This window comes from Pseudonocardia sp. Cha107L01 (assembly GCF_052566575.1).
The window spans coordinates 843,214-869,529 of sequence record NZ_CP199579.1; the positions used below are offsets into that span (position 1 = coordinate 843,214).

A 26,316-nucleotide genomic window follows, 5' to 3' on the forward strand; every position below is an offset into this window, starting at 1 on the left:
CAACACCTACACAGAGGTGTTCGCGGCGGACGGCCGAAGTGTTTCAGGTCACTGAGAATCAGGGTTTAAATTCTCGATAGGTCCGGCGTGTCGGTCAGCTCAGCCTCTCGAACACCGCCGCCAGCCCCTGGCCGCCGCCGATGCACATGGTCTCCAGCCCGTACCGGACCTCCCGGCGGGCCATCTCCCGAACCAGGGTGGTGAGGATCCGGCAGCCGGTGGCGCCCACCGGGTGGCCCAGCGAGATGCCCGAGCCGTTCACGTTCAGCCGCTCGTCCTGCAGCGCCTTGATGCCCCATTCCCTGGTGCAGGCCAGCACCTGGGCCGCGAACGCCTCGTTCAGCTCGATCAGGTCCATCTGGCCCAACGTCAGGTTCGCCCGGCCGAGTGCCTTGGCGACCGCCGGTACCGGGCCGATGCCCATGGTCTTCGGCGGCACCCCGGCCACCGACCAGGACACCAGCCGCGCCAGCGGCCGCAACCCCAGCTCGGCGGCCCGGTCCGGGTGGGTGACCACGCAGAGCGCGGCGCCGTCGTTCTGGCCGGAGGCGTTGCCGGCGGTGACGGTGGCCTCCGGGTCGCCCTTGCCGAGGATCGGCCGCAGCCGGCCCAGCGTCTCCAGCGAGGAGTCCGGGCGGATGTGCTCGTCGCGGTCCACCACGACGTCACCCTTGCGGCCCTTCACCGTGACCGGCGCGATCTCGTCGGCGAACCGGCCGGCGGCCTGCGCTGCGGCCGCCTTCTGGTGGCTGCTCAGCGCGAACTCGTCCTGCTCCTCGCGCGGGATGGAGTACTCGCGGCGCAGGTTCTCCGCGGTCTCCAGCATGCCGCCGGGTACCGGGTAGTTCACCCCGCCGGCGGTGACCCGCCCCCTGGCCAGCGCATCGTGCAGCTCGACGCTGGGCACGCCCTTGATCCCCCAGCGCATCGACGTGGAGTAGAACGGCGCGTTGCTCATCGACTCCGCGCCGCCGGCCAGCACCAGGTCCGAGGCACCGGTCTGCACCTGCATCGCGGCGTACAGCACGGACTGCAGCCCGGAGCCACAACGCCGGTCCAGCTGCAAACCGGTCGCCGTGATCGGCAGCCCGGCATCGAGCGCCACCACCCGGCCGAACGCCGGAGCGTCCATGGTCGGGTAGCAGTTGCCCATGATCACCTCGTCGACCGCGTCACCGGGCAGCCCGGTGCGGGACAGCAGCTCCCTGGCGACGGTGACGGCCAGCTCCTGCGCCGGCACATCCCGCAGCGAACCGCCGAACCCACCCACCGGGGTCCGCACCGGCTCACAGATCACCGCATCCCGCATCGAGCTCTCCTCATCCCATTCTGGACGGCTGGGCGGCCGGGTTCCTCCGGCCAGTTCCTACACGTAGACCCGGGTCACCCACTCGGCGACGCACGCCGGACGCTCGCTGCCCTCGATCTCCACGGTGACCTTGTTGACCACCTGCAGGGCGTCCTTCACCTCGGACACCTCGAGCAGCTCGAAGCTGCCGCGCAGCCGGCTGTTCACCGGCACCGGCGAGGTGAAGCGCACCTTGTTCAGCCCGTAGTTGATGCCCATCTTGACGTTCTCCACCTTGTAGACCTGCGCGCTGAAGACCGGCAGCAAGGACAGGGTGAGGTAGCCGTGCGCGATGGTGCCGCCGAACGGGCCGTCCTTCGCCCTCTCGGCGTCGACATGGATCCACTGGTGGTCACCGGTGGCCTCGGCGAAGGTGTCGATCTGCTTCTGCTCGACGGTGACCCAGTCACTCGTGCCGAGCTGCTCGCCGACCGCCGCCTTGAGCTCGTCCGCCCCGTTGAAGACTCGCACTGTGTATTTCTCCTTCACATGTAGCGTCCGCCGGTCACCTCGAGCACGGTGCCGGTCATGTAGCTGGACAGTTCGCTGGCCAGGAACAATGCCACGCCGGCCACCTCGGCCGGCTCGGCGGCGCGGGCCATCGGGATCTCGGCGAGCTTCGCCGCCCAGATGTCCTCCCGCAGCGCCTCGGTCATCGCGGTGCGGATCAGGCCGGGCTGGATGGCGTTGACCCGCACGCCCAGGTAGGCCAGCTCCTTGGCGGCGGCCTTGGTCAGCCCGACCATGCCCGCCTTGGCCGAGCTGTAGTTGGTCTGGCCGAGCATGCCGACCTTGCCGGAGATGGACGAGATGTTGATGATCGAGCCGCGCTTCTGCTCACGCATCACGCCCCCGGCCGCCCGGGTGCCCAGCCAGGAGCCGACCAGGTGCACGTCGAGCACGGCCCGGAAGTCCTCCAGGGTCATCTTGCGCATGGTGGCGTCCCGGGTGATGCCGGCGTTGTTCACCATCACGTCCAGCGAGCCGAACTCGGCCACCGCCCGCTGCACCAGCGCGCCCACCTCGTCCTCGGAGGTGACGTCGCAACGGGCGCCGATCGCCGCCCCGCCGTCACCGGCCGCCGCCAGCTCGGCGGCCGACTTCTCCGCCGCCTCACCGTTCACGTCACCGAGCACCACGCGGGCGCCCTCCGCCAGAAACCGCCGTGCGATTTCCAACCCGATGCCCTGCGCCGCTCCGGTGATGACGGCGACCCGCTCGTCCAGCATGCCCATGCCGATTACCCAACCACGTCAGGGCACCCTCCGCCGAGCACTGCCGAGTGTTGAATTCAACTCATCCAGTTGCTCCGAGGCGGGCCGGCGCCTCAGGTGGCGGCGAGGAGCTCGGTGGCGAGCCGGGCCAGCCTCGGCCCGTCCACCGGGCAGACGCTGACCGAGGCGCCGTCGCGGCCGGGCCGGCGCAGCTGCAGGAAGTGGCCGGCCTCGGTGCGCTGGAAGCCGATCGCCCACGGCCCGAACCGGGGTGGCCCGGCCACCGAGACGGTGCTGCCGAGCTGGCCGACCGAACGGATACCGCTGCACATCCGTACCCAGGACGCCGCGTCCAGCCGGGGCACTCCCCTGGCCACCAGCTCATCGGCCATGGTCCACAGCTTGCCGTCGGTGGTGGCCCGCTGCGCCGCGTCGAAGACACCGGCCGGGATGTTCACCGGACGGCCGAGCCCGGCTCGCATCGGCCCGATCGGCTCGATCGTCGCGGCCACCAGCTCGGCCGGCCGGATCGGGGTGAGGCGCAGCTGGTCGCCGTCCTGCACCAGTCGCACCCCACGCCCGCCGGCGACCGCCCCGATACAGATCACCGGGCCGTCCGGGCCACTGAGCCGCAGGTCGAGCTGGTAGTCCGGACGGGCCAGCAGGCGCAGCGGGCCGGCGACCGCGGCACTCGGCGCGGACCGCTCGACCAGGCCTCGGCGGGCCAGCGCGGCGAGCACTCCGGTGAGCACCAGGTGGCGTTCCGCCCACGTGCGACCGGGGCTGGGCAGCTCCAGGGTGAGCGGGGTGTCGCCGAGGCCGAGCAGTTCCCAGCACGCGTCGAACTCCACCGCGGACAGCCGCACCACCGGTGGCCGTGCCGGCTGGCTGGACGCACTGGCCACCGCCGGCGCGCTCACCAGCGCTCCCGGTCGACGGAGTAGCTGTCGGTGACCGGGGGGCTCGCGGGCCGGTCGGTCTCATCCGGAAGCCCGAGGACCGAGGGCACGTGGTCGTACCGCACCGCGAACGGCTCGTCGCCCGGGCTGACCACCGGGCTCGGGTGCTCCCGCCGGCCGTCCTGGCCGACGTTGCCCGGGTGAGGATCGTGCGCACGTACCGTCCCGTCGGCGTGGCCGGCTCCTGCACCGCCGGCTCCGGCACGGCCCGGTCCCGTGCCGGAGCTCGCGTCGGAGCTCAGCGTGCTGGTCGCGGCGGCGAGGGTGGTCGCCACCCGGGGGTCGTCCGGGATCGGAAAGGTCTCCAGCGCGGCGCGGCTGTTCGCCTCGTGTGCGTAGAGCGCGTCGTTGGCCGCCCGGTCCAGTCTCCTGTACTCGGCGAGGCGCCCTCGGTAGTCGGACTGCAATCCGGTGACCGCACCGAGGTCACCGGCCCGCGCGCCGCCGAGGCTGTCGGCCGCGCTGCCCCAGATGGAGGTCTCGCCCGCCTCGACCGGTGCCGGGATCTTGGACTTGAGTTGCGCGAACGAGTCGCCGTACGCACTGATCCCACAGCCACCGGCCGCACTCGTGGCCGCGCCGTCCTGGGCCCGGTCCGCGAGCCGGCTCAACGCGGCGGCGACCGCCTCGGCGGCGGTGCCCTCCCAGTTCACGCCCAGTTGGCCGAGCTCGGTGCGAATGGCCCGCTCGGAGTCGGCGTACGCCTTCGCCAGTACCCGCAGCAGGTCGGTACCACCGGTGACCGCTTCCGGCCCCCGCCCGTGCTGAATCCAGCCGTACTTCTGCTCGAGCGGATAACCCTCGTAGCGGTGCCCGCTGATCGAGGGCAGGCCCTCCGGCGTCGACAATGCGTCCCCCTGGTGTCGGCCTGGTGTCAGCCCGGTGTCAACGCAGCGCCGAGCCCTTGAACGACGCCTGGATCTCGGCCTCGGTGTAGCCGTAGTTCCGCGCGATCCGGTCCAGCGAGCTAGCTGCCTGCTCGAGCTGGAGCGCGTACTGCCTGCAGTGATCGACCAGTATCTGGATCCGCGCGTTGAACGCCGACGATGCCTCACCGGACACCGGGTCAGCGCCGCACAGGTCGACCCATGGCCGCTCGGACATCGGCCGGGTGACGGCGTCGAGCAACTTCTCCGCCTCGGTGAGCAGCACGGACCGCACCCGCAGCACGTTGTCCCGATCGACCTGCAGGCCCACCGAGTGCATCGCCGAACTCAGCGACCGCCGCATGTTCACCGGCGGCTCGGGCACCTGTCCGACCGCGTTCGGGCTCGACATGACCATGACGGTAACCGGGCGACATGATCGATCCCGGCGTTTCGGCGAAACCGAGTTGACCGCCCGGCGTCGCGCGACGCCGACCTGTGGACAACTCCGAGCACAGTGACCGCCGCCGCATTAGGCTCAAAAACATGCGTGGTTCTTTGATCGGTACCGAGGTCCGTCGCGTCGAGGATCCGGAGCTCATGCGCGGCGAGGGCACCTACGTCGACAACCTCGACCTGGGTGAGGGCCTCCTGCACCTGGCGTTCGTGCGCTCCCCACTTCCGCACGCCGCCATCACCGGGGTCGAGGCCGCCGCCGCCCGCTCCGCTCCCGGTGTCGTAGCCGTCTACACAGCCGACGACCTGGGGATTCCCGCCCACCACTCGTTCATGGCGGTCAACGACGTGTGTGCCCGGCCGCCGCTCGCCCAGGGCAAGGTCCGCTTCGTCGGCGACATCGTGGCCGTCGTCGTGGCCGAGTCGAAGGCCGCCGCGGTAGACGCCTTGGAGCTCGTCGAGGTCGACTACGAGCCGCTGCCGGCCGTGATCGATCCGGAGGAAGCCCTGGCCGAGGGGGCGCCGGCCCAGTTCGAGGAGCTCGGCGGCAACCTGGCGGCCGGCGTCCGCTCCGAGATCGAGGGAGATCCGCTGGCCGATGCCGAGGTGGTCGTGCGCGCCCGGATCGAGAACCAGCGTCTCGCCGTGGTGCCGATGGAGGGCAATGCGATCGCGGTGCTGCCCGGCGCGCCGGGCGAGAAGTTCGACCTGACCGTCTACGTCTCCACCCAGATGCCGCACATCTGGCGCGGGCTCACCGCGACGCTGTTCGGGCTGGACCCGGAACGCATGCGGGTGATCGCACCGCACGTGGGCGGCGGGTTCGGCGGCAAGGCCGGCATCGTCGCCGAGCACAGCGTGGCGGTAGCCGCCGCGCGCACCCTGAACCGGCCGGTCAAGTGGTCCGAGACCCGTTCGGAAAACCTGATCGGGATGCCGCACGGGCGGGCCATGGTGCAGTACGCCGAGCTGGGCCTGCGCCGCGACGGCACGATCACCGGGCTGCGCATCCGGGTGATCGGTGACGCCGGCGCCTACGCCGGCTTCGGAGGCGCGCTGGCCATGGGTCCCAGCTACTCGATGGCGCAGGGCGTCTACCGGATCCCCAAGATCGGTTACGACGTGGCGGTGGCACTGACCAACACCACGCCCGTCGGTGCGTTCCGGGGCGCCGGCCGCCCGGAGGCCAGTGCGCTGCTCGAGCGCATGATCGACCTGGCCGCCGTCGAGCTGGACATCGACCCGGCCGAGCTGCGCCGGCACAACTTCGTGGGCTCCGACGAGTTCCCGTACGAGACGGTGGTCGGCACCGTCTACGACTGCGGCGACTACCAGCGTTCGCTGGACGAGGTGCTGCGCATCTCCGACTACCCGGGGTTGCGCGCCGAGCAGGCCCGTCGCCTTGCCGAGGGCGACCGTCGGGTGCTGGGCATCGGGCTCGGCAGCTACGTGGAGATCACCGCCGGTGGCGGGGCCCAGGAGTGGGGCTCGGTGACGGTGCACGAGGACGGCACGGCCACCGCGGCGGTCGGCACCTCCGGGCACGGCCAGGGGCACGCCACGTCGTTCGCCATGTTGGTGTCCGAGCAGCTCGGCATCCCGATCGAAGCGATCAAGTTCATCCAGGCGGACACAGCGGTCGTGCCACGCGGCGGTGGTACCGGCGGGTCCCGGTCACTGCAACTCGGCGGCAGTGCCGTCTATGCGGCGGCCGGCAAGGTGCTCGAGCAGGCCCGCGAGTTGGCCGCCGAGCTGCTGGAGGCCTCGGCCGACGACATCGAGGTCACCGACGACGGCCAGGTCGGCGTAGCCGGCGTGCCGGACCGGACGCTCAGCTGGGCCCAGTTGGCGGAAGCGGCGGCAGAGGCCGGCAACCCGCTGTCCGTCGCGCTCGACATCGACCAGGGCGGCGCCACGTATCCCTTCGGCAGCCACGTCGCTGTCGTGGAGGTCGACCTCGACACGGGGTTCGTGCGGCCGCTGCGGCACTTCGCGGTGGACGACTGTGGTCGGGTGCTCAACCCGCTGATCGTGCGCGGCCAGCAGCACGGCGGCATCGCCCAAGGCATCGCCCAGGCACTGTGGGAGCACGTCACCTTCGATGCCGACGGCAACCCGACGACCGGCACGCTGGCCGACTACACCGTGCCCACCGCCGCCGACCTGCCGCCCTACGACGTGGCCAGCACTCAGACACCGACCCCGCTGAACGCGCTCGGCGCCAAGGGCATCGGTGAGGCGGCGACCATCGGGGCCACCCCGGCGGTGCAGAACGCGGTGGTCGACGCGCTGTCACACCTGGGCGTGCGGCACGTGGACATGCCGTGCACCCCGGAGCGGGTCTGGCGCGCGGTCGCGGCGGCGAGCAACGGCCGCCCGACCGACCCGTGGCGGGAGCCACCGGCGATCTTCGCCACGCTCCCGGTGCGCGGCGCCGGTGGGGAGCCGGAGACCGCCGACATCTGACCGGGTGGCCTGGGTTGGGTTTCGGGGGCAGGGGGTGGGCGCGGGGGTTCGCCGGGTGCGGGTTCGGCGCCGGGTGCGGATTCGGGCCGGGTGCGGATTCGGGCCGGGTGCGGATTCGGGCCGGGTGCGGATTCGGGCCGGGTGCGGGTTCGTCCGGGTGCGGGTTCGTCCTGGTTCAGGTTCGTCCGGGTTCAGGTTCGGCGCCGGGTGCGGGTTCGGCGCCGGGTGCGGGTTCGGCCGGAGGGCCGGTCGGGCGCGGGTTCGGTCGGGCGCGGGTTCGGTCGGGCGCGGGTTCGGTCCGGGCGCAGGTTCGGCCTGGGTGCGGGTTCGGCCTGGGTGCGGGTTTGGCCTGGGTGCGGGTTTGGCCTGGGCGCGGGTCCGGTACGGGTACGGGTTCGGCCGGGGTGCGGGTTCGGCCGGGGCGCGGGTCCGGTACGGGTACGGGTTCGGCCGGGGTGCGGGTTTGGCCTCGGTGCGGGTTTCACGCCTGAGTGCGGGTACGGGTGCGGATTGACCTTGGTGCCGGTTCGCCCCGGGTGCGGTTTGACTGGGTAGCCCGGTTCCGGCTGGCCGGGGTCCGGGGTGGTCCTAGGGCGGTTGGGCGTGTCGGGCCGGATGGTCGCTGGTCCGGGTTCAGCCGATGTGCCCGGCGCGGGCCGGTCCGGACCGGCTCGGGTTTGCCGGGCTGCGCCGGTTGCGACTGACCTACGAAGGTCGGGCCGGACCGGTTCGGCTGGGACTGGTCGCGGCGGCGCCCACCTCTCGGGTTCAGCTCAGAGGGTCACCAAAGCGTCACCTGGCCTCGCCACACACCGCGTATTTTCATGGTCAACTCAACCTGAGCCGGGTTTTTCCGGGCCAGAACCCCGTTGAGGTTGCGTTGACCATGACTTGCGGCGGCCCATCAGGAATGAGCAGACCCGAGCGATCCGCGCGCAGCGGCGAGCACCCCTCGCAGGTCCCCAGGTGCTCACCGTGATCGGGTCGGCACAGACCCCGTGGTGCTCGCACAGACTCTGCAGGGTCTGCGCGGGCGGCACCTGGTCTGTGCGAGCGGCACCAGGCTCTGCGCGAGCGGTACCAGGCTCAGTGCGAGCGATAACCCGGCTCTGTGCGGGCGATACCCGGTCTGTGCGGGCTGAGCGGCGGGGCGGTGGCCGCCGTCGGGGTTCGACTGGGCGCATAGAATGTGACCTGCATCACATCTACATGGTTGCCTGGAACCAGCGCTGCTTGGGTGGCGACATGACTCCCGGCGCGATGCTCGTGCACCGGTTACACGTCGATCTGCTCCGAGTTTGCACCTGCGCCTGTCACTGAGCCGTCCCCGGCCCGACCGCGCCCGTTGCGCTCCGGAGCGACCCTGAACTGCCAATGCGAGGAGCCACAGCATGTCCACGCACAGTGACCCGACGTTCTACCGCAGCCCCAGTGAAGCGGCCGCCGCTCCGGCCGAGAAGCTCGCCTACGTGGTGGCCTTCGACCGGGCCGGGCAGAAGCCGGACGCGTTGACCGTGCTCGACGTGGATCCGTCGTCCAGCCGCTACGGCCAGATCGTGGGCTGGACCGACCTGCCCACCAAGGGCGACGAGCTGCACCACTTCGGTTGGAACGCCTGCTCCAGCGCGCTGCTGCACGAGGGTCACGACCACGGCACCGACGGCCTGCAGCGCCGCTACCTGCTGCTTCCCGGGCTGCGCAGCTCGACGATCCACGTGTACGACACCCACCCGGACCCGACCCAACCCAAGTTGATCAAGACGATCACCTCGGAAGAGCTGGCCAGCAAAGCCGGTTACTCGCGCCCGCACACCTTGCACTGCGGGCCGGACGGGATCTTCCTGTCCTGCCTTGGCGGCGCCAACGGCGCGGACGGGCCCGGCGGCATCGCGCTGCTGGACCACAATACGTTCGACGTGCTGCGCGCCTGGGAAACCGACCGCGGCCCGCAGTACCTGGCCTACGACGCCTGGTGGCACCTGCAGGCGAACACGCTGATCACCAGCGAGTGGGGCACCCCGTCCATGATCGAGGACGGGATCAACCCCGAGCTGCTGCTGTCCAACAAGTACGGCCACAAGCTGCACTTCTGGGACCTGGCCAAGGGCGTGCACGAGCAGGAGATCGACCTCGGCGCCGAGCACCAGATGGTGCTCGAACTGCGCCCGGCGCACGACCCGGAGGCCGCCTACGGCTTCGCCGGCGTGGTGATCTCCACCGCCGACCTGTCCGCGTCGGTCTGGCGCTGGTACCGGGACGGGGACAGGTGGGCCGCCGAGAAGGTGATCACCATCCCCGCCGAGCCGGCCGACGAGGACGACCTGCCACCCGCGCTCAAGCCGTTCAAGGCGGTCCCCCCGCTGATCACCGACATCGGGCTGTCGGTCGACGACCAGCGGCTGTACGTGTCCTGCTGGGGCATCGGTGAGCTCAAGCAGTACGACGTGAGCGACCCGGCGCGGCCGAAGGAGGTCGGCTCGGTGCGCCTCGGCGGCATCGTCCGGCGGGCCGCTCATCCCGCCGCGCCCGAACTGGCACTCGCCGGCGGACCGCAGATGGTGGAGGTCAGCCGGGACGGTCAGCGGGTGTACCTGACCAACTCGCTCTACGGATCGTGGGACGACCAGTTCTACCCGGATGGCGTCGGCGCCTGGGCCGCCAAGCTGGACGTCGACCCGGCCGGCGGGATCAGCGTGGACCCGAAGTTCTTCCCGGAGGGCGAGGTGTGGCGCGGACTGCGTGCGCACCAGGTCCGGCTGCAGGGCGGGGACGCGTCCTCGGACTCCTACTGCTACCGCTGAACAGCACAATGGCGGGCCGGGTGACTACCCGACCCGCCATCAGCGGTTACTCCTGAGATCAGCTGGCCTGCGCGCGGCGCGGCTGGCGCTGGCTGGGCCGCCCGCCGGCGGAATGCGCCGCCAGTGAACTGCCGCCGCTACGGCCGCGACCGCCACCACGGGGGCCGGCACCGCGGCCGTTGCCGACGCGCGGGTTGCCGCCACGGGGGCTGCCGTTGCGCGGGCCGCCATTGCGGGACGGCGCATCGGGTATCGCCACGACCGGAGCCGGGGCGACGAACGTGCGATCCCCCGGCGCGAGCCGGGCGAGCAGCGGGTCACCGGGGCGCAGCCGCGTGGTGGTCGGCTTGATGCCCGCCCTCCGCGTCAGGTCGCGCACCTCGTTGGCCAGGTCGTCGGTCATCAGCGTGATCACCGTGCCCGATGCGTCACCGCGCGCGGTCCGCCCGGAACGGTGCAGGTACGCCTTGTGCTCGACCGGCGGGTCGGCGTGGATGACCAGCGCGATGTCGTCGACGTGGATACCCCGGGCGGCGATGTCGGTCGCCACCATCGTGCTCGCGGTGCCGTCGGAGAACGCCTGCAGGTTGCGCTGGCGGGCGTTCTGGGAGAGGTTGCCGTGCAGGTCGACGGCGGGCACCCCGGCTGCGATGAGCCGACGCGCCAGCGTGCGCGCGCCGTGCTTGGTCCGGGTGAACACCAGCGTGCGGCCCGGCGCGGCGGTCAGGTCGACCAGCACCGGCAGCCGGTCGTCGCGCTGGATGTGCAGCACGTGGTGCTCCATCGCGGTGACCGGGGACAGCGCCGAGTCGACGCTGTGCGTGATCGGGTTGTTCAGGAAGCGCCGGACCAGCACGTCGACGCCGGCGTCCAGCGTCGCGGAGAACAGCAGCCGCTGCCCGGAGCGCGGCGTCTGGTCCATCAGCCGCCGGACCTCGGGCAGGAAGCCCAGGTCAGCCATGTGGTCGGCCTCGTCGAGCACGGTGATCTCCACCGCGTCCAGGCTGGCGTGGCCCTCCCGGATGTGGTCGGCGAGCCGACCCGGGCAGGCCACCAGGATGTCGACCCCGGCGCGCAGGCCGCGGATCTGCGGGTTCGCGCCCACGCCGCCGAAGACGGTGAGCGTGCGCAGCGACAGCGCGTTGGCCAGCGGCGCGATGGCCGCCTCGATCTGGGTCACCAGCTCGCGGGTCGGCGCCAGGATCAGCGCGCGCGGCCGCGACGGGCGACGGGACGCACCGCCGGCGGACAGCCGGGCCAGCAGCGGCAGCACGAACGCGTAGGTCTTGCCGGAGCCGGTGCGACCGCGGCCGAGCACGTCACGGCCGGCGAGCGAGTCGGGGAGCGTCGCTGCCTGGATCGGCCTCGGCGTGGTGATGCCCTGCGCCGCGAGTGCCTTGACCAGCACATTCGGCACGCCGAGCTCGGCGAAGGTGGCTTCCGAGTCGTACTCGGTCACCGCGGCGGCCTGAGCCACTGGGGCGATGGAGGACGGCGCGGCGGCGCGGGCGCCGCGGTCGGCGGATCGGGGCGCGCCCCGGTCGGCGGACCTGTCGGGGCCGCGGCGGTCGCCGGAGCGGGTCGATGCGGCGCGGACGCCGGAGCGGTTGGCCGTGCCGCGGTCGTTCGACCTGGGCTCGTTCGACCTGGACTCGTTCGACCTGGGCGTGCCGGACCTGCCGGACGCGGGCCGATCAGCGGTCCTGCCGTTGGCGGACCGGTCGGTGGAACTGGAAGGCGCGGCCTGGTCGATGAAACTGGCGGGCGCAACAGTGGAAGTGAGGTGGGGGCGGCGGGCCGCCATACAATCTCCGAACGTGGAAGGGTCGTCCTGCCCGGCGCAGACCCACTGGTCGCGGCGCGTGGTGGTCGACATCGACATCGGCCCGAGGCAGAACTGTGCGGGCCGATGCCTGAAGTCTAGCCGATCCAAGACCAACATTGATCGACCCCACCTGTGATGCTGCCGATGTCTCGGCGATCACACCCACCCGGCCGCTGATCAACTACTGATCACTCACCGGGCGTCGCGAGCCGGGCGCGGGCATGCTGGACGGCGTGCCGACCGACGCCGCAGTCACGTCCACCCAGCCCTCGGACGACCACCCCGGTGGCGAACCAGGTGGCGAACCGGGCGGCGAACCGGTCGGCGAACCGGTCGGCGAACTGGGCGGCGAACCGGATGGCGCGGCCCACTACCCGCTGGGGGCGTACGGCTCCGGTGACGGCGGGCCCGAGGGCACCCCGGTCGGCGTCGGGCTGGACGCGCTCGCCGAGGCCGACCCCGACGCACCGGCCGTGACCTGCGGCGATCTCACGCTCAGTCGCGCGGACCTGGCCCAGCGGTCCAATCGACTGGCCAGGCAGCTGTCCCGGCTCGGCGTGACGCAAGGCTCGCTGGTCACCATCGGGTTGCCCAACAGCGCCGAGTTCTACGTGGCGGTGGTCGCCGCCTGGAAGCTGGGCGCGATCCCGCAACCGGTGTCCGCGCGGCTGCCGGCGAGCGAGCTGAGTGCCCTGCTTGGCGTCGCCGACCCGCCGGTGGTGATCGGTCTGGAAGCAGCCGACGGCCGGCCCTGGCTGCCGGCCGGCTTCGAGCCCGACCCCACGATCTCGGGCGAGCCGCTGCCGCCGTGCACCCCGCCGTCCTGGAAGGCCCCCACCTCGGGCGGCAGCACCGGCCGCCCGAAGATCATTATCGCCGGGGGCGCCGGGACCGTGGAGACGGTCACCGCCCGCTCCGCCGCGCTGCGCATCGCGCCGGACGAGGTGTTCCTGGTCACCGCGCCGCTCTACCACAACGCGCCGTTCATGTTCTCCCTGGTCGCGCTGGTGAATGGCGGGCACGTGGTGGTGCTGGAACGGTTCGACCCGGCCGACGTGCTCGAGCAGGTCCGCCGCCACCGGGTCACCTGGCTGTACGCGGTGCCCACCCTGATGGGCCGGATGCTGCGACTGCCCGACGAGGTCCGCGCGGCCGCCGACCTGTCCTCGGTGCGCACCCTGCTGCACGTCGGCGCGCCGTGCCCGGAGCACGTCAAGCGCGGCTGGCTGGCCTGGATCGAACCGTCGAAGATCGTCGAGTTGTACGGCGGCACGGAGTCGATCGCGGTGTGCATGATCGACGGGGAGAGCTGGCTCCGCCGGCCCGGATCGGTCGGCCGGCCGACCTCCGGCGAGCTGCTGATCACCGACGACGACTTCCGGCCACTGCCGCCCCGGGAGCCCGGCGAGGTGTGGCAGCGGCCGCCGACCGGCGTGCGCACCTACCGGTACCTGGGTGCCACCGCGCGCACCAGGGACGGCTGGGAGTCCATCGGCGACATGGGCTGGCTGGACGAGGACGGCTACCTCTACCTGACCGACCGGCGACAGGACATGATCCTGGTCGGCGGCGCGAACGTGTACCCCGCCGAGGTCGAGGCGGCCCTGGAGGAGCACCCCCGGGTGCTGTCCTCGGCCGTCATCGGGCTGCCGGACGAGGACCTCGGCAACGTGGTGCACGCCATCGTGCAGACGGACGACTCTCCCGGCGACCCGGTCTCCGACGAGCAGCTGACCGAGCACATGCGCCGCAAGCTGGCCTCGTACAAGGTGCCGCGCAGCTTCGAGCGCAGCCCCGAGCCGCTGCGCGACGACGCCGGAAAGGTCCGCCGCGCGGCACTGCGTGAGGCTCGACTGCCCCGCCGCTGACCGGAGCCGTGCCAGCTCGTTCTGAGTGGTGATGGTGAGTGGCGAGTGGTCCGGGGGAGACCACTCGCCACTCACGGGATAGGTCGGGCCAGGGGCGCCGCGGTGAGCAGCAGCCGCACGCAGTAGTCGGTCAGCTCCTGCTCGGAGGCTTCCAGGGTGCCGTCGAGCCAGCGGACGAACAGGTTGGACAGCGCCCCGATCAGGGCCGTCGCGGTCATCCGCTCGTCCAGCGCCGCGGTCGTCTGCGCCCCGCCTGGCGCTTCAGCGAGTTGCACCCTGATCAGCTCGCCGAACATGGGCATCAGGCCGACCGCGTGCGCACTCAGCGCGGCATCGGTCATCGGCGCGAGCAGGAGCACCCGACCCTTGCGCGGATCGCCGGTGAGCAACCCGACGAAGGCCAGCACCGCACTGCGCGCGACCGCCTCCGGCGCCACCGGCCCGGGCGCGGCCTCCGCCACCGCCGTGCCGACCGCCACCGCCATCGCGTCCCGGAACTGCTCGGCCACCTGCTGGTAGACCGCCACCAACAGTCCGTCCCGGTCGGCGAAGTTCTCGTAGAAGTACCGGTCGGTGAGCTTCGCGTGCCGGCAGACCGAACGCACCGTGACCGCCGCGCTGCCCTGCCCGCCGAGCAGCTCGAACCCCACCTCGAGCAGCCGCCGGCGGCGGGTGTCGCGGCGGGTGTCCAGCGTGGTGCCGCCCCACACCCGGGGCGCGCTCTCGGTCATCCGCGCCTCCCGACGGGCAATTGACGACAGGTGTCCTCGATCGTACAGTGAGGACAGTTGTCCTCAGTTGCGCTCACGCTGTTGGTCCCACACTGTTGATCTCGCACTGTCGATCCCGCTCTGTTGAGCTATGCCGATCGGAGCCACCATGACCTCGGAGGTGACCCGCGGCGCCCGGTTGGGCAGCGGCAACGCCCGGCAGCCGGTCCCGCTCGGGCCCGACTCGCTCACCTGGCAGCTCTTCGGCGACTGGCGCGGACTGCTGCAGGGGCCGTGGGCCGGCTCGATGCAGAACATGCACCCCCAGCTCGGCGCCGCCGTCGAGCAGCACTCCATCTTCTTCGAGGAGCGCTGGCAGCGGCTGTACCGCTCGCTCTACCCGATCGGCGGTGTGGTGTTCGACGGTGACCGCGCCCCGGCCACCGGCCGCCAGGTGCGCGACTACCACCGGGGCATCTCCGGGGTGGACGCGAAGGGCCGCCGCTACAACGCACTCAACCCGGACGTGTTCTTCTGGGCGCACGCCACCTTCGTGATGGGCGTCGCGCGCGTGCAGGACTATCTCGGCTACCCGCTGACCGACGCGCAGCGCGACCAGCTCTGGGTCGAGGGCCTCCAGTGGTACTCGATGTACGGCATGCCGATGGACAACCTCCCCGCGGACTGGACCGCCTTCCAGGCCTACTGGGACCACATGTGCGCCGAGGTGCTGGAGGACAACAAGGCCACCCGGGACGTACTGGACCTGTCCGAGCTGGCCAAGCCGCCGATGGCACCCTGGCTGCCGGAGGCGGCGTGGCGGCTGCTGCGCATCCCGGTCAGCAAGGGCTTCGTCTGGCTGACAGTGGGCATGTACGACGAGTCGGTGCGTCGGCTGCTCGGGTACCGGTGGACGGAGCGGGACGAGCGTGCGCTGAAGGTGCTGCGCTGGACGATCCGGAACGTCTGGCGACTGGTCCCGTTCGAGCGGCGCTACCACCCGAGGGCGCGGTCGGCGTGGCAGCGGGCGCGCGGCAAGCTCCCGGTGGACAGTCCGCTGCCCGAGACGCCGGACCGGAACCTGCCGCCACCGGCCTACCTCGACTCACCGCACCACTACGTCGGCACGCACAAGCCAGTCGACAGGGCTATCGACGAGGCGACCCGAGGGCGCACCGCCGACCACCCGACCGAGGGTGACATCGGGGGGCCGGCGGCCCCCTGAGCACGTACGGTGTACCCGGTCTAGCGAAAGGACCGGGGTGCCGGAGTCAGCCGAGTCGCCACGCGGTGCGTTGAGCCGGCAACGGATCATCCGCGCGGCCGTGGAGCTCATCGAGCGGGACGGCAGCGACGCGGTATCCATGCGCCGGGTGGCCGCCGCGCTCGGCGTCGGCACCATGTCGCTGTACAACCACGTGCCCAACAAGGCCGCCCTGCTCGACGGGGTCGCCGAGTTCATCATGGCCGACATGGCGTTCGCCGCCGACCCCGACGCCGCCTGGCAGGACCAGACCCGCGCGCTGGCCAGGACCTTCCGCGACATCGCACTGCGTTACCCGCGCAGTGTGCTCGTGGTGACCACCCGGCAGCCCCGGTCCACGGTCGGGCTGCAGCCGGTGGAGATCGCGCTGGCCGCCGTGCGCAAGGCCGGCTTCGACGACCGGGTGGCGGTCCGGCTGGTGCGCACCTTCGTGGGGTTCATCCTGGGCAGCCTGATCCACCAGGTCAGTGTGGCCGAGGCGGGTACCGCCGGCCTCGACGCGGTGGACAAGGCGGCGCTGGTGGCCGCCCTGGAACAGGCCCAGTACACCAACGTCCGCGACCTGCTGCCGGTACTCGCCGAGCACGACCACGACGGCGACTTCGAGTTCGGCCTGGAACTGCTGATCGGCGCCATGCAGTCACTGCCCCGAGACGGCTGAACCCGGCCCGCACGACGACCCGCACCTCAGCGAGAGGAAGGCAACACCCATGTCCGACGAAGTACTGGTGGAGCGCCGTGACCAGGTCCTGGTCATCACGATCAACCGCCCGCAGGCCCGCAACGCGGTGAACCGAGCGGTGGCCGAGAGCATCGCCGCCGCGATCGACGAACTGGACGGCAACCGCGAGCTGACGCTGGGCGTGATCACCGGCGCCGGTGGTTCGTTCTGCTCCGGGATGGACCTCAAGGGCTTCCTGACCGGGGAACGCCCGAGCCTGCCGGGGCGCGGTTTCGCCGGGCTCACCCAGGCGCCACCGAAGAAGCCGCTGATCGCCGCGGTCGAGGGTTACGCGCTGGCCGGCGGCTGCGAGATCGTGCTCGCCTGTGACCTGGTGGTGGCCGCCGAGTCCGCCAAGTTCGGCATCCCCGAGGTGAAGCGCGGTCTGGTCGCCGCCGCCGGCGGGTTGATGCGACTGCCGCACCGGGTGCCGCCACAGATCGCCATGGAGCTCGCGCTCACCGGCGACTTCCTGGACGCCGCCGACGCGCACCGGTACGGGCTGGTCAACCGGCTGACCCCGACCGGCGGTGCGCTGGACGGCGCGCTCGGGCTGGCGGCCAAGATCAGCGCGAACGGGCCGCTCGCGGTGCGGCTGTCCAAGCAGATCCTCGTCGAGTCCGCCGACTGGTCCAGCGCCGACATGTGGGACCAGCAAGCCAAGATCATCGAGCCGGTGTTCAGCTCGGCGGACGCACGGGAGGGCGCTCAGGCGTTCGCCGAGAAGCGCGCCCCCGTCTGGACCGGCGAGTAGCGGCAGGCGAACTTCGTCGAGTTGAACACCACGCTGCTTCGATCATGACCTGCCAGCGTGGTGTTCAACCCGGCGGCGCGGTTCCGGGACTCAATGCAGCTCGGGGCTCAGCGCAGTTCGGGGCTCAGCGCTCGCGAGTGCCGGAGAGCAGCCGGATGAAGTTCAGTCGGGGCACCACGCTCGCCACGTCGTCGATCGTGCTCTCCAGGCGAGGGAACCGGACGGCGATGCCGGCGACGTCCTCGGTCACCTGGATCATGGCGAGCGCCAGCTCACCGAAGATCCGGACCAGCGCGATGGCACCGAGCACCGGGAACGGCACGGTGACCAGCGCCAGCAGGCCCAGCCAGAACGCCGTGCTGAATGCCGCCACGATGGCGGTCACACCCCCGACGCCGGCCAGGACGGTGAACCCGAGGAACAGCGGGGGCACCAGCCGAGGCGTCAGTGGCAGGTCGAAACGGGCGCGCAGCAGTGCGCGCAGCGTGCCGGCGGGATCGGGGAGCACGCGGAGCGTGTCGGCGGGATCCGGCAGCCCGGTACTTGGGGGCTCGTCCTTCATGTTCGCTGCCTCCTCGTGCGTCGGTGAACTGCTAACTCTAGCAAGCAAAGTGCTTGCTGGAGTAACGCACTCGCTGCCTGCACTGAGCTGCACCGGGAGCGGCGATCGCCCCGTCAGCCTTGTTTCCACTCGCGCTACCCCTGCGGTGGCATCCGTCTCACTCTCGCGGACTGTCAAACATGGGATGTTAGTTTCATCCCATCGGGGAAATCAGTTCACCCCGTAGAGGGGGATGACGTGCCACTGCGCACCGCGGAACGGTCCAGCCTGGTCGGCCGGGTGATCGACCAGCTGCGCTCGCTGATCGAGTCCGGCGAGTGGCCGATCGGCACCAAGATCCCCGCCGAACCGATGCTCGTGGAGAGCCTCGGGGTGGGGCGCAACACGGTGCGCGAGGCGGTCCGCGCGCTGGTGCACAACGGCATGCTCGAGCCGCGCCAGGGCGACGGCACCTACGTCCGCGCCGACGACGACCTGGGCGCCGCGATGCTGCGCCGGTTGCGCCGGTCCGGGCACCTGGAGGCGATCGAGGTACGTGCCAGCCTGGAGCGCGACGCCGCCCGGCTGGCCGCGCTGCGCCGCACCCCCGCCGACATCCGGGCCCTGCGCGCCGCGATGGCCCGCCGGGAGGCCGCCTGGGCGGAGCGTGACGACGAGAAGCTGATCACCGCCGACATCGACTTCCACCGCATCGCGGTCGCCGCCGCGCACAACGGCATGCTCGCCGACCTGTACGGCCATCTCACCGAGGGTCTGCGCGCGGTGCTGGAGACGATCGTGCACAGCGCGCTGACCGAGGAGGAGCGCTACCAGCACCCATCGCACCAGGCGCTGGTCGACGCCATCGAGTCCGGCGACCCGGATGCCGCACAGCGCTGCGTCGAGAACTACCTCGGCGCCTCGGTCAACTCGGTCCGGACGCTGCAGGACGCGGACGAATGAGCGAGGCCACGAGCGAACAGACAGCGCTGAGCGAGGCCACCAGCGAACACAAAGCGCCGAGCGAAGCCACCAGCGAACACACAGCGCCGAGCGAGCTGGCGAGCGAACACACAGCGCCCAGCGAGCTGGCGAGCGGACAAGCAGCGCTGAGCGAAGCCACATGCGAACACCCGGCGCCGCGCGGGCGCGGTCAGACAGTCCTGCTGGCCGCCGGTGTCATCCTGCTGGCGCTGAACCTGCGGCCGCTGGTGGTCGCGGTGTCCCCGCTGCTGAGCACGATCCGGGCGGACACCGGGATGTCGGCGACCATGGCCGGCCTGCTCACCACGGTGCCGGTGCTGTGCTTCGGCCTGCTCGCGCCGCTGGCCCCCCGCCTGGGCCGCCTGGTCGGCATCGAACCCGCGCTGCTGATCACCATGGTGATGATCGGGGCCGGTGCCGCGGTCCGGCTGCTGCCGCCGCTGCCCGCACTGCTGGCCGGCACCGTCCTGATCGGCGCCGGCATCGCGCTGGCCAACGTGCTGATCCCCAGCGTGATCAAGCGTGACTTCCACAACCGGGTCGGCATGATGACCGGGCTGTACACCATGACGCTGTCCGGTGGCCCGGCGATCGCGGCCGGTCTCACGGTGCCGATCGCGCAGATCACCGGGTGGGGTTGGCGGCCGGTGCTGGCGTCGTGGGGACTGCTCGCGGTGCTGGCGGCCGTCGTCTGGCTGCCGCAGGCGCGCCGGCACACCCGGATCCGGGCGGCCGAGGCGCGGGCTGCGGCACACCCGGTACGCGGACTGTGGCGCAGCCCGCTGGCCTGGGCGGTCACCTCGTACATGGGTCTGCAGTCGCTGAGCTTCTACGCCCCCGCTGCCTGGCTGCCCACGCTCCTCGCCACCGCCGGGATGAGCAAGGCGGCGGCCGGCGGGATGCTGGCGCTGTCCAGCCTGGTGAGCATCGCCGGTGCGTTCGCCGCGCCGACACTGGCCGGGCGTGGTGTGCGGCCGGGGTTGCTGGTGGTGATCGGTACCGCGTGTTCCGGGGTCGGCTTCGCCGGGCTGCTGGTCGCGCCGGTGGCAGGGGCGTACCTGTGGATGTCGCTGCTCGGTATCGGTACCGGCACGGCGATCAGTCTGGCGCTGCTGTTCATCGTGCAGCGGGCGCCGGACATCCGGCACGCCGCGCAGCTGTCCAGCATGGCGCAGTGCTTCGGCTACATCCTGGCCGGCCTCGGCCCGTTCGCACTGGGCGCGGTGCACGACGCCACGGGTGGCTGGACCGTCCCGTTGCTGCTGCTCATCGCGCTACTGGTACCCCAGGCGGTGGCCGGCGTGATCGCCTCCCGGGACCGCCACGTCGCCGGGCGCGACCGCGCGGCCACCCCCGCCCCCACCGCCGCCGTGCACTGACGTTCCGCGAGCCCTACAAAACCCCCGACTCACCCTGACAAATTCACCGACTCGCCGGGGAGGCGAGCGCCGAGCGCAGGAAGTCGACCTGCAGCAGCAGCAGGTTCTCGGCGACCTCCTCCTGCGGCGTCATGTGGGTGACGCCGGACAGCGGCAGCACGCTGTGCGGACGCCCGGCCGCCAGCAGCGCGGAGGACAGCCGCAGGGTGTGCGCGGCAACCACGTTGTCGTCGGCAAGGCCGTGGATCAGCAGCAGCGGGCGGGTCAGCTTCGGCGCGTCGGCGAGCAGCGAGGACCGCTCGTAGGCGGCCGGATCCACTGCCGGGTCGCCGAGGTACCGCTCGGTGTAGTGGGTGTCGTAGAGCGCCCAGTCGGTGACCGGGGCGCCGGCCACCGCCGCGTGGAACACGTCCGGGCGGCGCAGCACGGCCAACGCCGCCAGGTAGCCGCCGAACGACCAGCCGCGGATGCCGACCCGGCTCAGGTCCAGCTCGGGGTGCGCGGCGGCGGCCAGCTCGAGCGCGGCGACCTGGTCCTCCAGCGCCGGAGTGGCCAGGTCACCGGCCACCGCACGCTCGTAGGACGGCCCGCGCCCCGGAGTGCCCCGGCCGTCCGCGACCACCACCGCGAAGCCCTGGTCGGCGAACCACTGGCTGGTCAGGTACGCGCCTCGGGCGGCGAGCACGCGCTGCGCGTGCGGCCCGCCGTACGGGTCCATCAGCACCGGTAGCCGCTGGCCGGGGCGGTGGTCGGTGGGCAGCAGCACGGCGGTCCTCGGCCCGCGCGGCTCGGCGGTGGTGGCCGAGGTGTCCTGGGTGTCCGGTGCGTCCGGGACGAGCGACAGCCGCAGCGGCAGCTCCGGCGCGTCGGCCAGCGAGGTGATCGGGACCGAGCCGCCGTCCGCCCGGTGCACCCGGACGCTCACCCCGTCCTGCTCCAGGGTCTGGGCGGTGATCACCGTGGTGCCGCCGCGGCGGCGGCCGCCGAACACGCCCGGCTCCGGGGTCAGGCAGCTCAGCCCGTCGCCGGGGCGGTACGTCCACAGTCGCACCTCGGTGGGGTCCTCGCTGGCGGTGAACAGCACCGTGTCCGCGTCCACGTCCAGCACCGAGCGGACCCGCAGGCTCGGCGGCGTGACCAGCTCGCCGCCGACGTGCAGCCGCCGCGCGTCCTCGGAGTCGGCGACCCAGACCAGCGCGCCACTGTCCAGGTGCGCCGGCACCCCGGGCACGATGTCCACCCAGTGCTCGTCGGTGTTCTCGGTGACCGGGGTGCACGCGCCGGTCACCGGGTCCACCCGGAGCACCCGCAGCGCCCGCTGGTCCCGGGGCGCCGCGGTGATCAGCGGCCCGGAGTGGTCCCGCGCGTCGTCCCAGTGCACGTCGGCCAGGTACTCCTCGCCTCCCGTGTCACCGCCCGCGGCCCAGAGCACGTCGGTGCGGGAGCCGTCCTGGCCGAGCAGGTACAGCTCGGTGACCGCGTTCGGGGTGCCGGCCGCCGGGTAGGCAAGCTCGGTGGCCGGCCGCTCGGGGTTGGCCGAGTCGGCCACGTGCCAGCGGGTCACCGGGGCCTCGTCGACCCTGGCCACCAGCACCGCGCCGCCGTCCGGGGACCACCAGTAGCCCCGCATCCGGCCCATCTCCTCGGCCGCGATGAAGTCGGCCAGCCCGTAGCGGACGGTGTCGGACTCGGGCTCGGCCAGCGCGGTGGAGGTGCCGGTCGCGCGGTCGTACAGCCACAGCGCGCCACCGCTGACGTAGGCCACCCGGTTGCCTGCGGGGTCGGGGCGGGGGTCGATCACCCCCGGTGGCGTGCTGACCGGGCGTGGCTCGGCGTCCGGCTTGTCGAGCTCAGCCAGGTAGAGCGTGCCGGCGAGGACGAACGCCGCGACGGTGAGCGCGCTGTCGGTGGCGTAGCCGACGATGCCGCCGGCCTGCTCACGGGTGCGCTCCCGGCGGGCCCGCTCCTCGGCGGGTAGCTCGGCGTCCGGGTCGGCGAGCGCCCTCGGATCGGCCACCAGCCGTTCCTCGCCGGTCTCAGTGTCGAGGGACCAGAGGCAGGTCACCGGGTCGGTGCCGCCGCGACTGCGCAGGAACAGCACCCGCTCGCCGTCCGCCGAAATGCTGAAGCCGCGCGGAGCGCCCAGGGAGAACCGTCGGGTGCGGGCCTGTCGACGTGGAAAACTCTCGGTCACTTCGTCATCCTGCCGCGGCGCGATGGCCCGGCGCCCGGCGGAGCCGAAGCGCGGAACGTCGACATCGGGTTCGACCGGTGAGTGGCTCGACCCACCGAGATCGACAGGAGGGCGCTCCACTCCATGATCGAATGACCCGCACGTCGATCTCGGCGCCGGGACCTGCGCCGTTGCGTAGCCCTACGCAGAGCTGCACCGGGACCTGCGCTTTTGTATACCTAGCAGAGCCGCGCCGGGGCCGGGAACGTCCGGCCGACACGGCTTAGCATGGCGCCATGCCATCCACCGGGGGGTCGCCGGCATGACCGGAACACGTGGTCAGGCCCGCGAGCGGCTGCTCGAGGCGGCGATGACCTACTTCGGCACCCGGGGCATCAGCGACCTCAGCCTGCGCCAGCTGGCCGACGCGCTGGGCACCAGCCACCGGATGCTGATCTACCACTTCGGCTCGAAGGAAGGACTGCTCACCGAGGTCGTTCGGGCAGTGGAGGCAGCGCAGCGCGAGCTGTGGAACGAGCTGGTCGCCGATCCCGACCTGGACCCCACGGAGCGGCCGAGGCGCCTCTGGCAGCGAGTGTCCGATCCAGGGATGGAGCCGTTCGCACGGCTGTTCTTCGAGATCTACGGGCAGGCACTGCAGGGGCGGGAGCCGGCCACCGGACTGCTGGACGGTGACATCACCGCCTGGTTGCTGCCGAGCGTGCGGAGCCTGGTCGACAGCGGCGTCCCACCGGAACGGGCCGAACCGATGGCCCGACTCGGCGTGGCGGTGGCCAGGGGCCTGTTGCTTGACCTGCTGGCCACCGGACAGCGAATGGCGGTGAACGACGCGTTCGAGCTGTTCCTGACGTTGTTCCGCCAGCTCGCCGAGAGCAAGCCGGTCGCCGGGGCGGGCTGAGCGGCGGGCTCGCGTCCCCCGGGCGGGCGCTCAGCCGAGGACGCATCCGGCGGTTCCAGCTCGAAGCTCGCGGTCGTGTTCGTCACGTAGTGCCCGTAGATCCGCTCGATCGCGCCGAGGTCCGCAACCTCGGCCGGGCGGATGATCGGTACCTCGGCGGCCATCCCACCATCCTGGTACCTCTCACCACGTGAGATGGCCATATCAAGGCGTGGACTTCGAGACCTAGCATCGGGGGCATGCCGAGGCAACGCTGGGTGGTTCTGGTCGCCGGGCTCATCGCGGTCACAGCGGGTTGCGCGGTGCAGTACGGCGCGCCGTTCCTGATCCCGGCGCTGCGCGCGGACGGACTCACCCTCGCGCAGGCCGGGCTGCTCGCCGGCTGCCCGATCGCCGGGCTGCTGGTCACCCTGGTCGCCTGGGGCGCGGCGGCCGACCGGTACGGCGAGCGCCGGGTGCTGACCCTCGGTCTCGGCGCGGGTGGGCTGGTACTGCTGGCCGGCGCCCGGCTGCACGGTTCGGTCGCGCTCGGTGCCACGTTCCTGCTCGCCGGCGCCGCGACGGCCGCCGTGCACGCCGCGAGCGGGCGGCTGGTGCTCGGCTGGTTCGCCGCACACGAGCGGGGCCGGGCGATGGCCATCCGGCAGTGCGCACAGCCGCTCGGGGTGGCCATCGCCGCGCTGGCACTGCCGTCGCTGTCGCACCCGTCGGCGACACACTCCGGCCTCCCGCTGGCGGTCGCGGCTCTGGGCGGCGGCTGCCTGGCCGCGACCGGTCTTGCGCTCGCCCTGGTGCGGGATCCGGTCGGACCGAGGTCGGCGGCCGGGCAGCTCCCCGGGTCGCCGTACCGGTCGCCGACGCTGTGGCGGATCCACGGGGCGAGCTCGATGCTCGTGGTACCGCAGTTCGTGATCGCCACGTTCTCGCTGGTGTACCTGGTCGACGTGCAGGGTTGGTCGGCCGCTCCGGCCGGGCGGCTGCTGGCGGCGGCGCAGGTCGGTGGCGCGGCGACCCGGCTGGCCGCCGGGTACTGGTCGGACCGGGTGGGCAGCCGGCTGCGGCCGATGCGGCTGCTCGCGGTGGCCACCGGCGTGGTGCTGGCCGCCCTGGCCGCCGCGACGCTGGCCAGTGCGACGGCCGCCGCGGTAGTCGCCCTGGTGGTCGCCACCATGCTCGCGGTGAGTACCAACGGACTGGCCTTCACCGCCGTTGCGGAGCGCGCCGGCAGCGCCTGGGCCGGCCGGGCACTCGGTGTGCAGAACACCGCGCAGAACGCACTGGCGGCCGCCACCCCACCGGTGTTCGGGCTGCTCATCGGCGTACTGAGCTACGGCGTCGGGTTCGCCGTCGCGGTGGCGTTCCCGGTGCTGGCCTGCCTGCTGGTGCCGGTCGGCGACGAGGCGACCGGGGTGGGAGCGGCCCAGCGTCCCCCGGTCAGCGACCGCCGCGAAGGGCCTCGCGAACGGCGGTGATCACCTTCTGGCCACCGTCGCCCCGGCGCAGGACGTCGTAGCCGGTGCGGATGATCCGCGACGGGATGAGTTCGACGGCCGGCGGGTAGGTCCACACGTCGCCGCCGAACTTGGTCTTGAACAGGTCCGGTCCGGGCAGCGAGTCCTGGTCGACCGGGCCGGCGGAACGCAGCGCCTCGACCGACTCGGGGCGCAGTCCGCCGAAGTCGTAGGCGTGGTAGCCGTTCGCCTTGCCCCAGGAGATCGCTTCCCAGATCATCGCGCTGGCTACGTTCAGCTTCGCGGCCTCGGTGGAGGTGCGGTCCATCCCGGTGATCCGGCTCTTCAGCACGCCCCCGCAGCCGGTCAGCAGCTCGGCGGCCACCGGCGCGCCGGACAGCTCGCCCAGCAGCAGCACCACGTGCCCACCGGGGGCCAGCTCGTCATAGGTGACCTCGAGATAGTTCTCCGGGAACGGGGTGAAGCCCTGGTACTGCGCGGTGCTGGCGGCGAGGCGGGCCAGCACCGGGATGTCCCGCCGGTCGCCGACCCGGACCTTCACGCCGCGCTCGGGCCACTGCCTGGTCCAGGTCCGCAGCCGGCGGGTCAGATTGGCCCGCAGCGCGTCCTCGGACTGGGTCAGGTCGACCCGCATGGTGGACGCCGGGGCGATGCCGGCCTGGGAGAACCGGAACCCGCGCTGCAGCAGCGCGATGGCGATGTCCTCGCCACCGTCCGGCGGCTGCACGAACAGCGCCGCGTGCGAGCGGGTCAGGGTGTGCAGCGTGTCCGCCAGCTGCTTGTTCACCGAAGCCCTGATCGTGACCAGGTGGTCGGCGATCGTCGGGCCGTAGGGCAGGTAACCGACCCGGCCGAGGCCCCGGACCTTGCGGCACAGCACGGTCGCCCCGCCGAGCACTTCGGCGCCGGAGGTGGCGAGCAGGTACAGCGGCTCGTAATCGGCCAACCGGCGGATGTTGGCCCACGCGGACAGTTGGGCGACGTCGCTGTTGATGGTGCGGGCGAGCAGCTGATCCCACGCGGCGAGCAGCTCGGAACCCGGGTCCGGCGTGACCGTGACGGTCAGCCCGGACAGCAACTGCTTCTCCCGCGCCCGCTCGGCCGCGGTCACACCGGGGCGGTTCCCGCCGCCGGCCTCCTTCGGCAGCCCGCCGAACTCGGGGGGCTGCGATGCGGAGTGCACCTGCATGGTAGAGAGCATCCTTAGCTACAACGAGTGAAATCCGCCGGAGGTACGCTCACCGGAGGGTAGTCGGCCCACGCACTTTCACAATAAGGAAATGTCCCCGACGATGTCGGGACTGGACCCCGAACAGGGGCGCTGAAGTGGGCAAAGACCACTCAACTCAGTCTGCTCATAAGCGCCGGGACGAGCAGTTCGGGCCGTAGCCAGGTCCGTCGGACACACAGCTGAGCCAGGCCGGGCGATCACTGCCCCGGCGCGCCGTGCCACCGAATTCGAGCCCGGTCCGGGTAGCGTCCGCGGGTTCCGGCCGCGGGCGTCGCGAGACCCCAGCACAGGGGTTCGGACTGCCACGCCGCTCGTCACGGCGGCGAGATTACCGGAGATCCGCTGGGGGCCGGCGGGGCCGGGCC

The 26,316-nt window shown here is 72.0% G+C and carries 22 protein-coding genes; 11 read left to right on the plus strand and 11 right to left on the minus strand.

All coding sequences use genetic code 11. The features are described 5' to 3' along the window. Positions 1-94: 94 nt before the first annotated feature. From ACTXG6_RS04015 to ACTXG6_RS04040, 6 genes are all read right to left on the minus strand, one after another. On the minus strand, positions 95-1,309 hold the full coding sequence (locus tag ACTXG6_RS04015; protein WP_445186404.1) for an acetyl-CoA C-acetyltransferase: 1,215 nt from the start codon (positions 1,307-1,309) through the stop codon (positions 95-97). Between the two features lie 57 nt (positions 1,310-1,366). Further along, positions 1,367-1,819, minus strand: coding sequence for a MaoC family dehydratase (locus ACTXG6_RS04020; RefSeq protein ID WP_445186405.1), 453 nt, complete (start codon positions 1,817-1,819; stop codon positions 1,367-1,369). A 14-nt stretch (positions 1,820-1,833) separates the two neighbouring features. Next, positions 1,834-2,583, minus strand: coding sequence for a 3-oxoacyl-ACP reductase FabG (fabG, locus tag ACTXG6_RS04025; RefSeq protein WP_445186406.1), 750 nt, complete (start codon positions 2,581-2,583; stop codon positions 1,834-1,836). Between the two features lie 92 nt (positions 2,584-2,675). Next, positions 2,676-3,482: an ESX secretion-associated protein EspG gene (locus ACTXG6_RS04030; protein ID WP_445186407.1), complete on the minus strand. Its 807-nt coding sequence runs from the start codon at positions 3,480-3,482 to the stop codon at positions 2,676-2,678. Beyond that, the gene (locus ACTXG6_RS04035) at positions 3,479-4,369 is read right to left on the minus strand and encodes a hypothetical protein (RefSeq protein WP_445186408.1); all 891 of its coding nucleotides are present in this window, start codon (positions 4,367-4,369) and stop codon (positions 3,479-3,481) included. Before ACTXG6_RS04035 ends, ACTXG6_RS04030 begins: the two co-directional genes overlap by 4 nt. A gap of 37 nt (positions 4,370-4,406) precedes the next feature. Next, positions 4,407-4,799 (minus strand): WXG100 family type VII secretion target, encoded by a 393-nt coding sequence (locus ACTXG6_RS04040; RefSeq protein WP_445186409.1) that lies wholly within the window; start codon positions 4,797-4,799, stop codon positions 4,407-4,409. A gap of 134 nt (positions 4,800-4,933) precedes the next feature. On the opposite strand from ACTXG6_RS04040, the gene ACTXG6_RS04045 reads away from it, so the two are divergent. Together ACTXG6_RS04045 and ACTXG6_RS04050 are read left to right on the plus strand one after the other, a co-directional pair. Further along, positions 4,934-7,309 (plus strand): xanthine dehydrogenase family protein molybdopterin-binding subunit, encoded by a 2,376-nt coding sequence (locus tag ACTXG6_RS04045; RefSeq protein ID WP_445186410.1) that lies wholly within the window; start codon positions 4,934-4,936, stop codon positions 7,307-7,309. Between the two features lie 1,391 nt (positions 7,310-8,700). Beyond that, positions 8,701-10,110: a selenium-binding protein SBP56-related protein gene (locus ACTXG6_RS04050; RefSeq protein WP_445186411.1), complete on the plus strand. Its 1,410-nt coding sequence runs from the start codon at positions 8,701-8,703 to the stop codon at positions 10,108-10,110. Positions 10,111-10,168: 58 nt separating this feature from the next. On the opposite strand, the gene ACTXG6_RS04055 is transcribed toward ACTXG6_RS04050, so the two are convergent. Continuing rightward, a complete protein-coding gene (locus ACTXG6_RS04055; protein WP_445186412.1) occupies positions 10,169-11,569 on the minus strand; it encodes a DEAD/DEAH box helicase in 1,401 nt (466 codons plus the stop codon). A 25-nt stretch (positions 11,570-11,594) separates the two neighbouring features. Here ACTXG6_RS04055 and ACTXG6_RS04060 point away from each other — a divergent pair, with 25 nt between their 5' ends. Together ACTXG6_RS04060 and ACTXG6_RS04065 are read left to right on the plus strand one after the other, a co-directional pair. Beyond that, the gene (locus ACTXG6_RS04060) at positions 11,595-12,071 is read left to right on the plus strand and encodes a hypothetical protein (protein WP_445186413.1); all 477 of its coding nucleotides are present in this window, start codon (positions 11,595-11,597) and stop codon (positions 12,069-12,071) included. A gap of 97 nt (positions 12,072-12,168) precedes the next feature. Then, entirely contained in the window at positions 12,169-13,803 is a 1,635-nt protein-coding gene (locus tag ACTXG6_RS04065; protein WP_445186414.1) for an AMP-binding protein, read from the plus strand. Between the two features lie 71 nt (positions 13,804-13,874). Here ACTXG6_RS04065 and ACTXG6_RS04070 read toward each other — a convergent pair whose 3' ends face one another. Continuing rightward, positions 13,875-14,534 carry a TetR/AcrR family transcriptional regulator gene (locus ACTXG6_RS04070; protein ID WP_445186415.1) on the minus strand — a complete coding sequence of 220 codons (660 nt, stop codon included), beginning with the start codon at positions 14,532-14,534 and terminating at the stop codon, positions 13,875-13,877. A gap of 148 nt (positions 14,535-14,682) precedes the next feature. Here ACTXG6_RS04070 and ACTXG6_RS04075 point away from each other — a divergent pair, with 148 nt between their 5' ends. Genes ACTXG6_RS04075 through ACTXG6_RS04085 form a run of 3 tightly spaced genes read left to right on the plus strand, consistent with a single transcriptional unit; the run spans position 14,683 to position 17,252 of the window. Beyond that, on the plus strand, positions 14,683-15,738 hold the full coding sequence (locus ACTXG6_RS04075; protein WP_445186416.1) for an oxygenase MpaB family protein: 1,056 nt from the start codon (positions 14,683-14,685) through the stop codon (positions 15,736-15,738). Positions 15,739-15,775: 37 nt separating this feature from the next. Further along, the gene (locus ACTXG6_RS04080; protein ID WP_445186417.1) at positions 15,776-16,438 is read left to right on the plus strand and encodes a TetR/AcrR family transcriptional regulator C-terminal domain-containing protein; all 663 of its coding nucleotides are present in this window, start codon (positions 15,776-15,778) and stop codon (positions 16,436-16,438) included. Between the two features lie 49 nt (positions 16,439-16,487). After that, the gene (locus tag ACTXG6_RS04085) at positions 16,488-17,252 is read left to right on the plus strand and encodes a crotonase/enoyl-CoA hydratase family protein (RefSeq protein ID WP_445186418.1); all 765 of its coding nucleotides are present in this window, start codon (positions 16,488-16,490) and stop codon (positions 17,250-17,252) included. Between the two features lie 124 nt (positions 17,253-17,376). On the opposite strand, the gene ACTXG6_RS04090 is transcribed toward ACTXG6_RS04085, so the two are convergent. Continuing rightward, complete coding sequence (locus tag ACTXG6_RS04090; RefSeq protein ID WP_445186419.1) at positions 17,377-17,814, minus strand: DUF4282 domain-containing protein; 438 nt, start codon at positions 17,812-17,814, stop codon at positions 17,377-17,379. 237 nt (positions 17,815-18,051) lie between these two features. Between ACTXG6_RS04090 and ACTXG6_RS04095 the strand changes: the two genes are divergently transcribed. Together ACTXG6_RS04095 and ACTXG6_RS04100 are read left to right on the plus strand one after the other, a co-directional pair. After that, positions 18,052-18,756, plus strand: coding sequence for a FadR/GntR family transcriptional regulator (locus tag ACTXG6_RS04095; protein ID WP_445186420.1), 705 nt, complete (start codon positions 18,052-18,054; stop codon positions 18,754-18,756). Further along, positions 18,753-20,156, plus strand: a complete 1,404-nt coding sequence (locus ACTXG6_RS04100; RefSeq protein WP_445186421.1) for a CynX/NimT family MFS transporter — start codon at positions 18,753-18,755, stop codon at positions 20,154-20,156. The genes ACTXG6_RS04095 and ACTXG6_RS04100 overlap by 4 nt, the downstream gene beginning before the upstream one ends. A 43-nt stretch (positions 20,157-20,199) precedes the next feature. Here the strand turns inward: ACTXG6_RS04100 and ACTXG6_RS04105 are convergent, their stop codons facing one another. Continuing rightward, positions 20,200-22,350 carry a prolyl oligopeptidase family serine peptidase gene (locus ACTXG6_RS04105; RefSeq protein ID WP_445186422.1) on the minus strand — a complete coding sequence of 717 codons (2,151 nt, stop codon included), beginning with the start codon at positions 22,348-22,350 and terminating at the stop codon, positions 20,200-20,202. A 301-nt stretch (positions 22,351-22,651) separates the two neighbouring features. Here ACTXG6_RS04105 and ACTXG6_RS04110 point away from each other — a divergent pair, with 301 nt between their 5' ends. Beyond that, a complete protein-coding gene (locus ACTXG6_RS04110; RefSeq protein ID WP_445186423.1) occupies positions 22,652-23,248 on the plus strand; it encodes a TetR/AcrR family transcriptional regulator in 597 nt (198 codons plus the stop codon). A gap of 239 nt (positions 23,249-23,487) precedes the next feature. Then, entirely contained in the window at positions 23,488-24,720 is a 1,233-nt protein-coding gene (locus ACTXG6_RS04115; RefSeq protein ID WP_445186424.1) for an MFS transporter, read from the plus strand. Here ACTXG6_RS04115 and ACTXG6_RS04120 read toward each other — a convergent pair. After that, on the minus strand, positions 24,683-25,909 hold the full coding sequence (locus tag ACTXG6_RS04120) for a lipid II:glycine glycyltransferase FemX (RefSeq protein WP_445186425.1): 1,227 nt from the start codon (positions 25,907-25,909) through the stop codon (positions 24,683-24,685). The genes ACTXG6_RS04115 and ACTXG6_RS04120 overlap by 38 nt on opposite strands. Positions 25,910-26,316: the final 407 nt, after the last annotated feature.

Bases quoted from the DNA above. Each gene is read 5' to 3' on its own strand.
- ACTXG6_RS04015 (WP_445186404.1), bottom strand. From the start codon at position 1,309: ATGCGGGATGCGGTGATCTGTGAGCCGGTGCGGACCCCGGTGGGTGGG.
- fabG (WP_445186406.1), bottom strand. From the start codon at position 2,583: ATGGGCATGCTGGACGAGCGGGTCGCCGTCATCACCGGAGCGGCGCAG.
- ACTXG6_RS04040 (WP_445186409.1), bottom strand. From the start codon at position 4,799: ATGTCGAGCCCGAACGCGGTCGGACAGGTGCCCGAGCCGCCGGTGAAC.
- ACTXG6_RS04045 (WP_445186410.1), top strand. From the start codon at position 4,934: ATGCGTGGTTCTTTGATCGGTACCGAGGTCCGTCGCGTCGAGGATCCG.
- ACTXG6_RS04050 (WP_445186411.1), top strand. From the start codon at position 8,701: ATGTCCACGCACAGTGACCCGACGTTCTACCGCAGCCCCAGTGAAGCG.
- ACTXG6_RS04060 (WP_445186413.1), top strand. From the start codon at position 11,595: ATGGAGGACGGCGCGGCGGCGCGGGCGCCGCGGTCGGCGGATCGGGGC.
- ACTXG6_RS04070 (WP_445186415.1), bottom strand. From the start codon at position 14,534: ATGACCGAGAGCGCGCCCCGGGTGTGGGGCGGCACCACGCTGGACACC.
- ACTXG6_RS04075 (WP_445186416.1), top strand. From the start codon at position 14,683: ATGACCTCGGAGGTGACCCGCGGCGCCCGGTTGGGCAGCGGCAACGCC.
- ACTXG6_RS04085 (WP_445186418.1), top strand. From the start codon at position 16,488: ATGTCCGACGAAGTACTGGTGGAGCGCCGTGACCAGGTCCTGGTCATC.
- ACTXG6_RS04090 (WP_445186419.1), bottom strand. From the start codon at position 17,814: ATGAAGGACGAGCCCCCAAGTACCGGGCTGCCGGATCCCGCCGACACG.
- ACTXG6_RS04100 (WP_445186421.1), top strand. From the start codon at position 18,753: ATGAGCGAGGCCACGAGCGAACAGACAGCGCTGAGCGAGGCCACCAGC.
- ACTXG6_RS04110 (WP_445186423.1), top strand. From the start codon at position 22,652: ATGACCGGAACACGTGGTCAGGCCCGCGAGCGGCTGCTCGAGGCGGCG.
- ACTXG6_RS04115 (WP_445186424.1), top strand. From the start codon at position 23,488: ATGCCGAGGCAACGCTGGGTGGTTCTGGTCGCCGGGCTCATCGCGGTC.
- ACTXG6_RS04120 (WP_445186425.1), bottom strand. From the start codon at position 25,909: ATGCAGGTGCACTCCGCATCGCAGCCCCCCGAGTTCGGCGGGCTGCCG.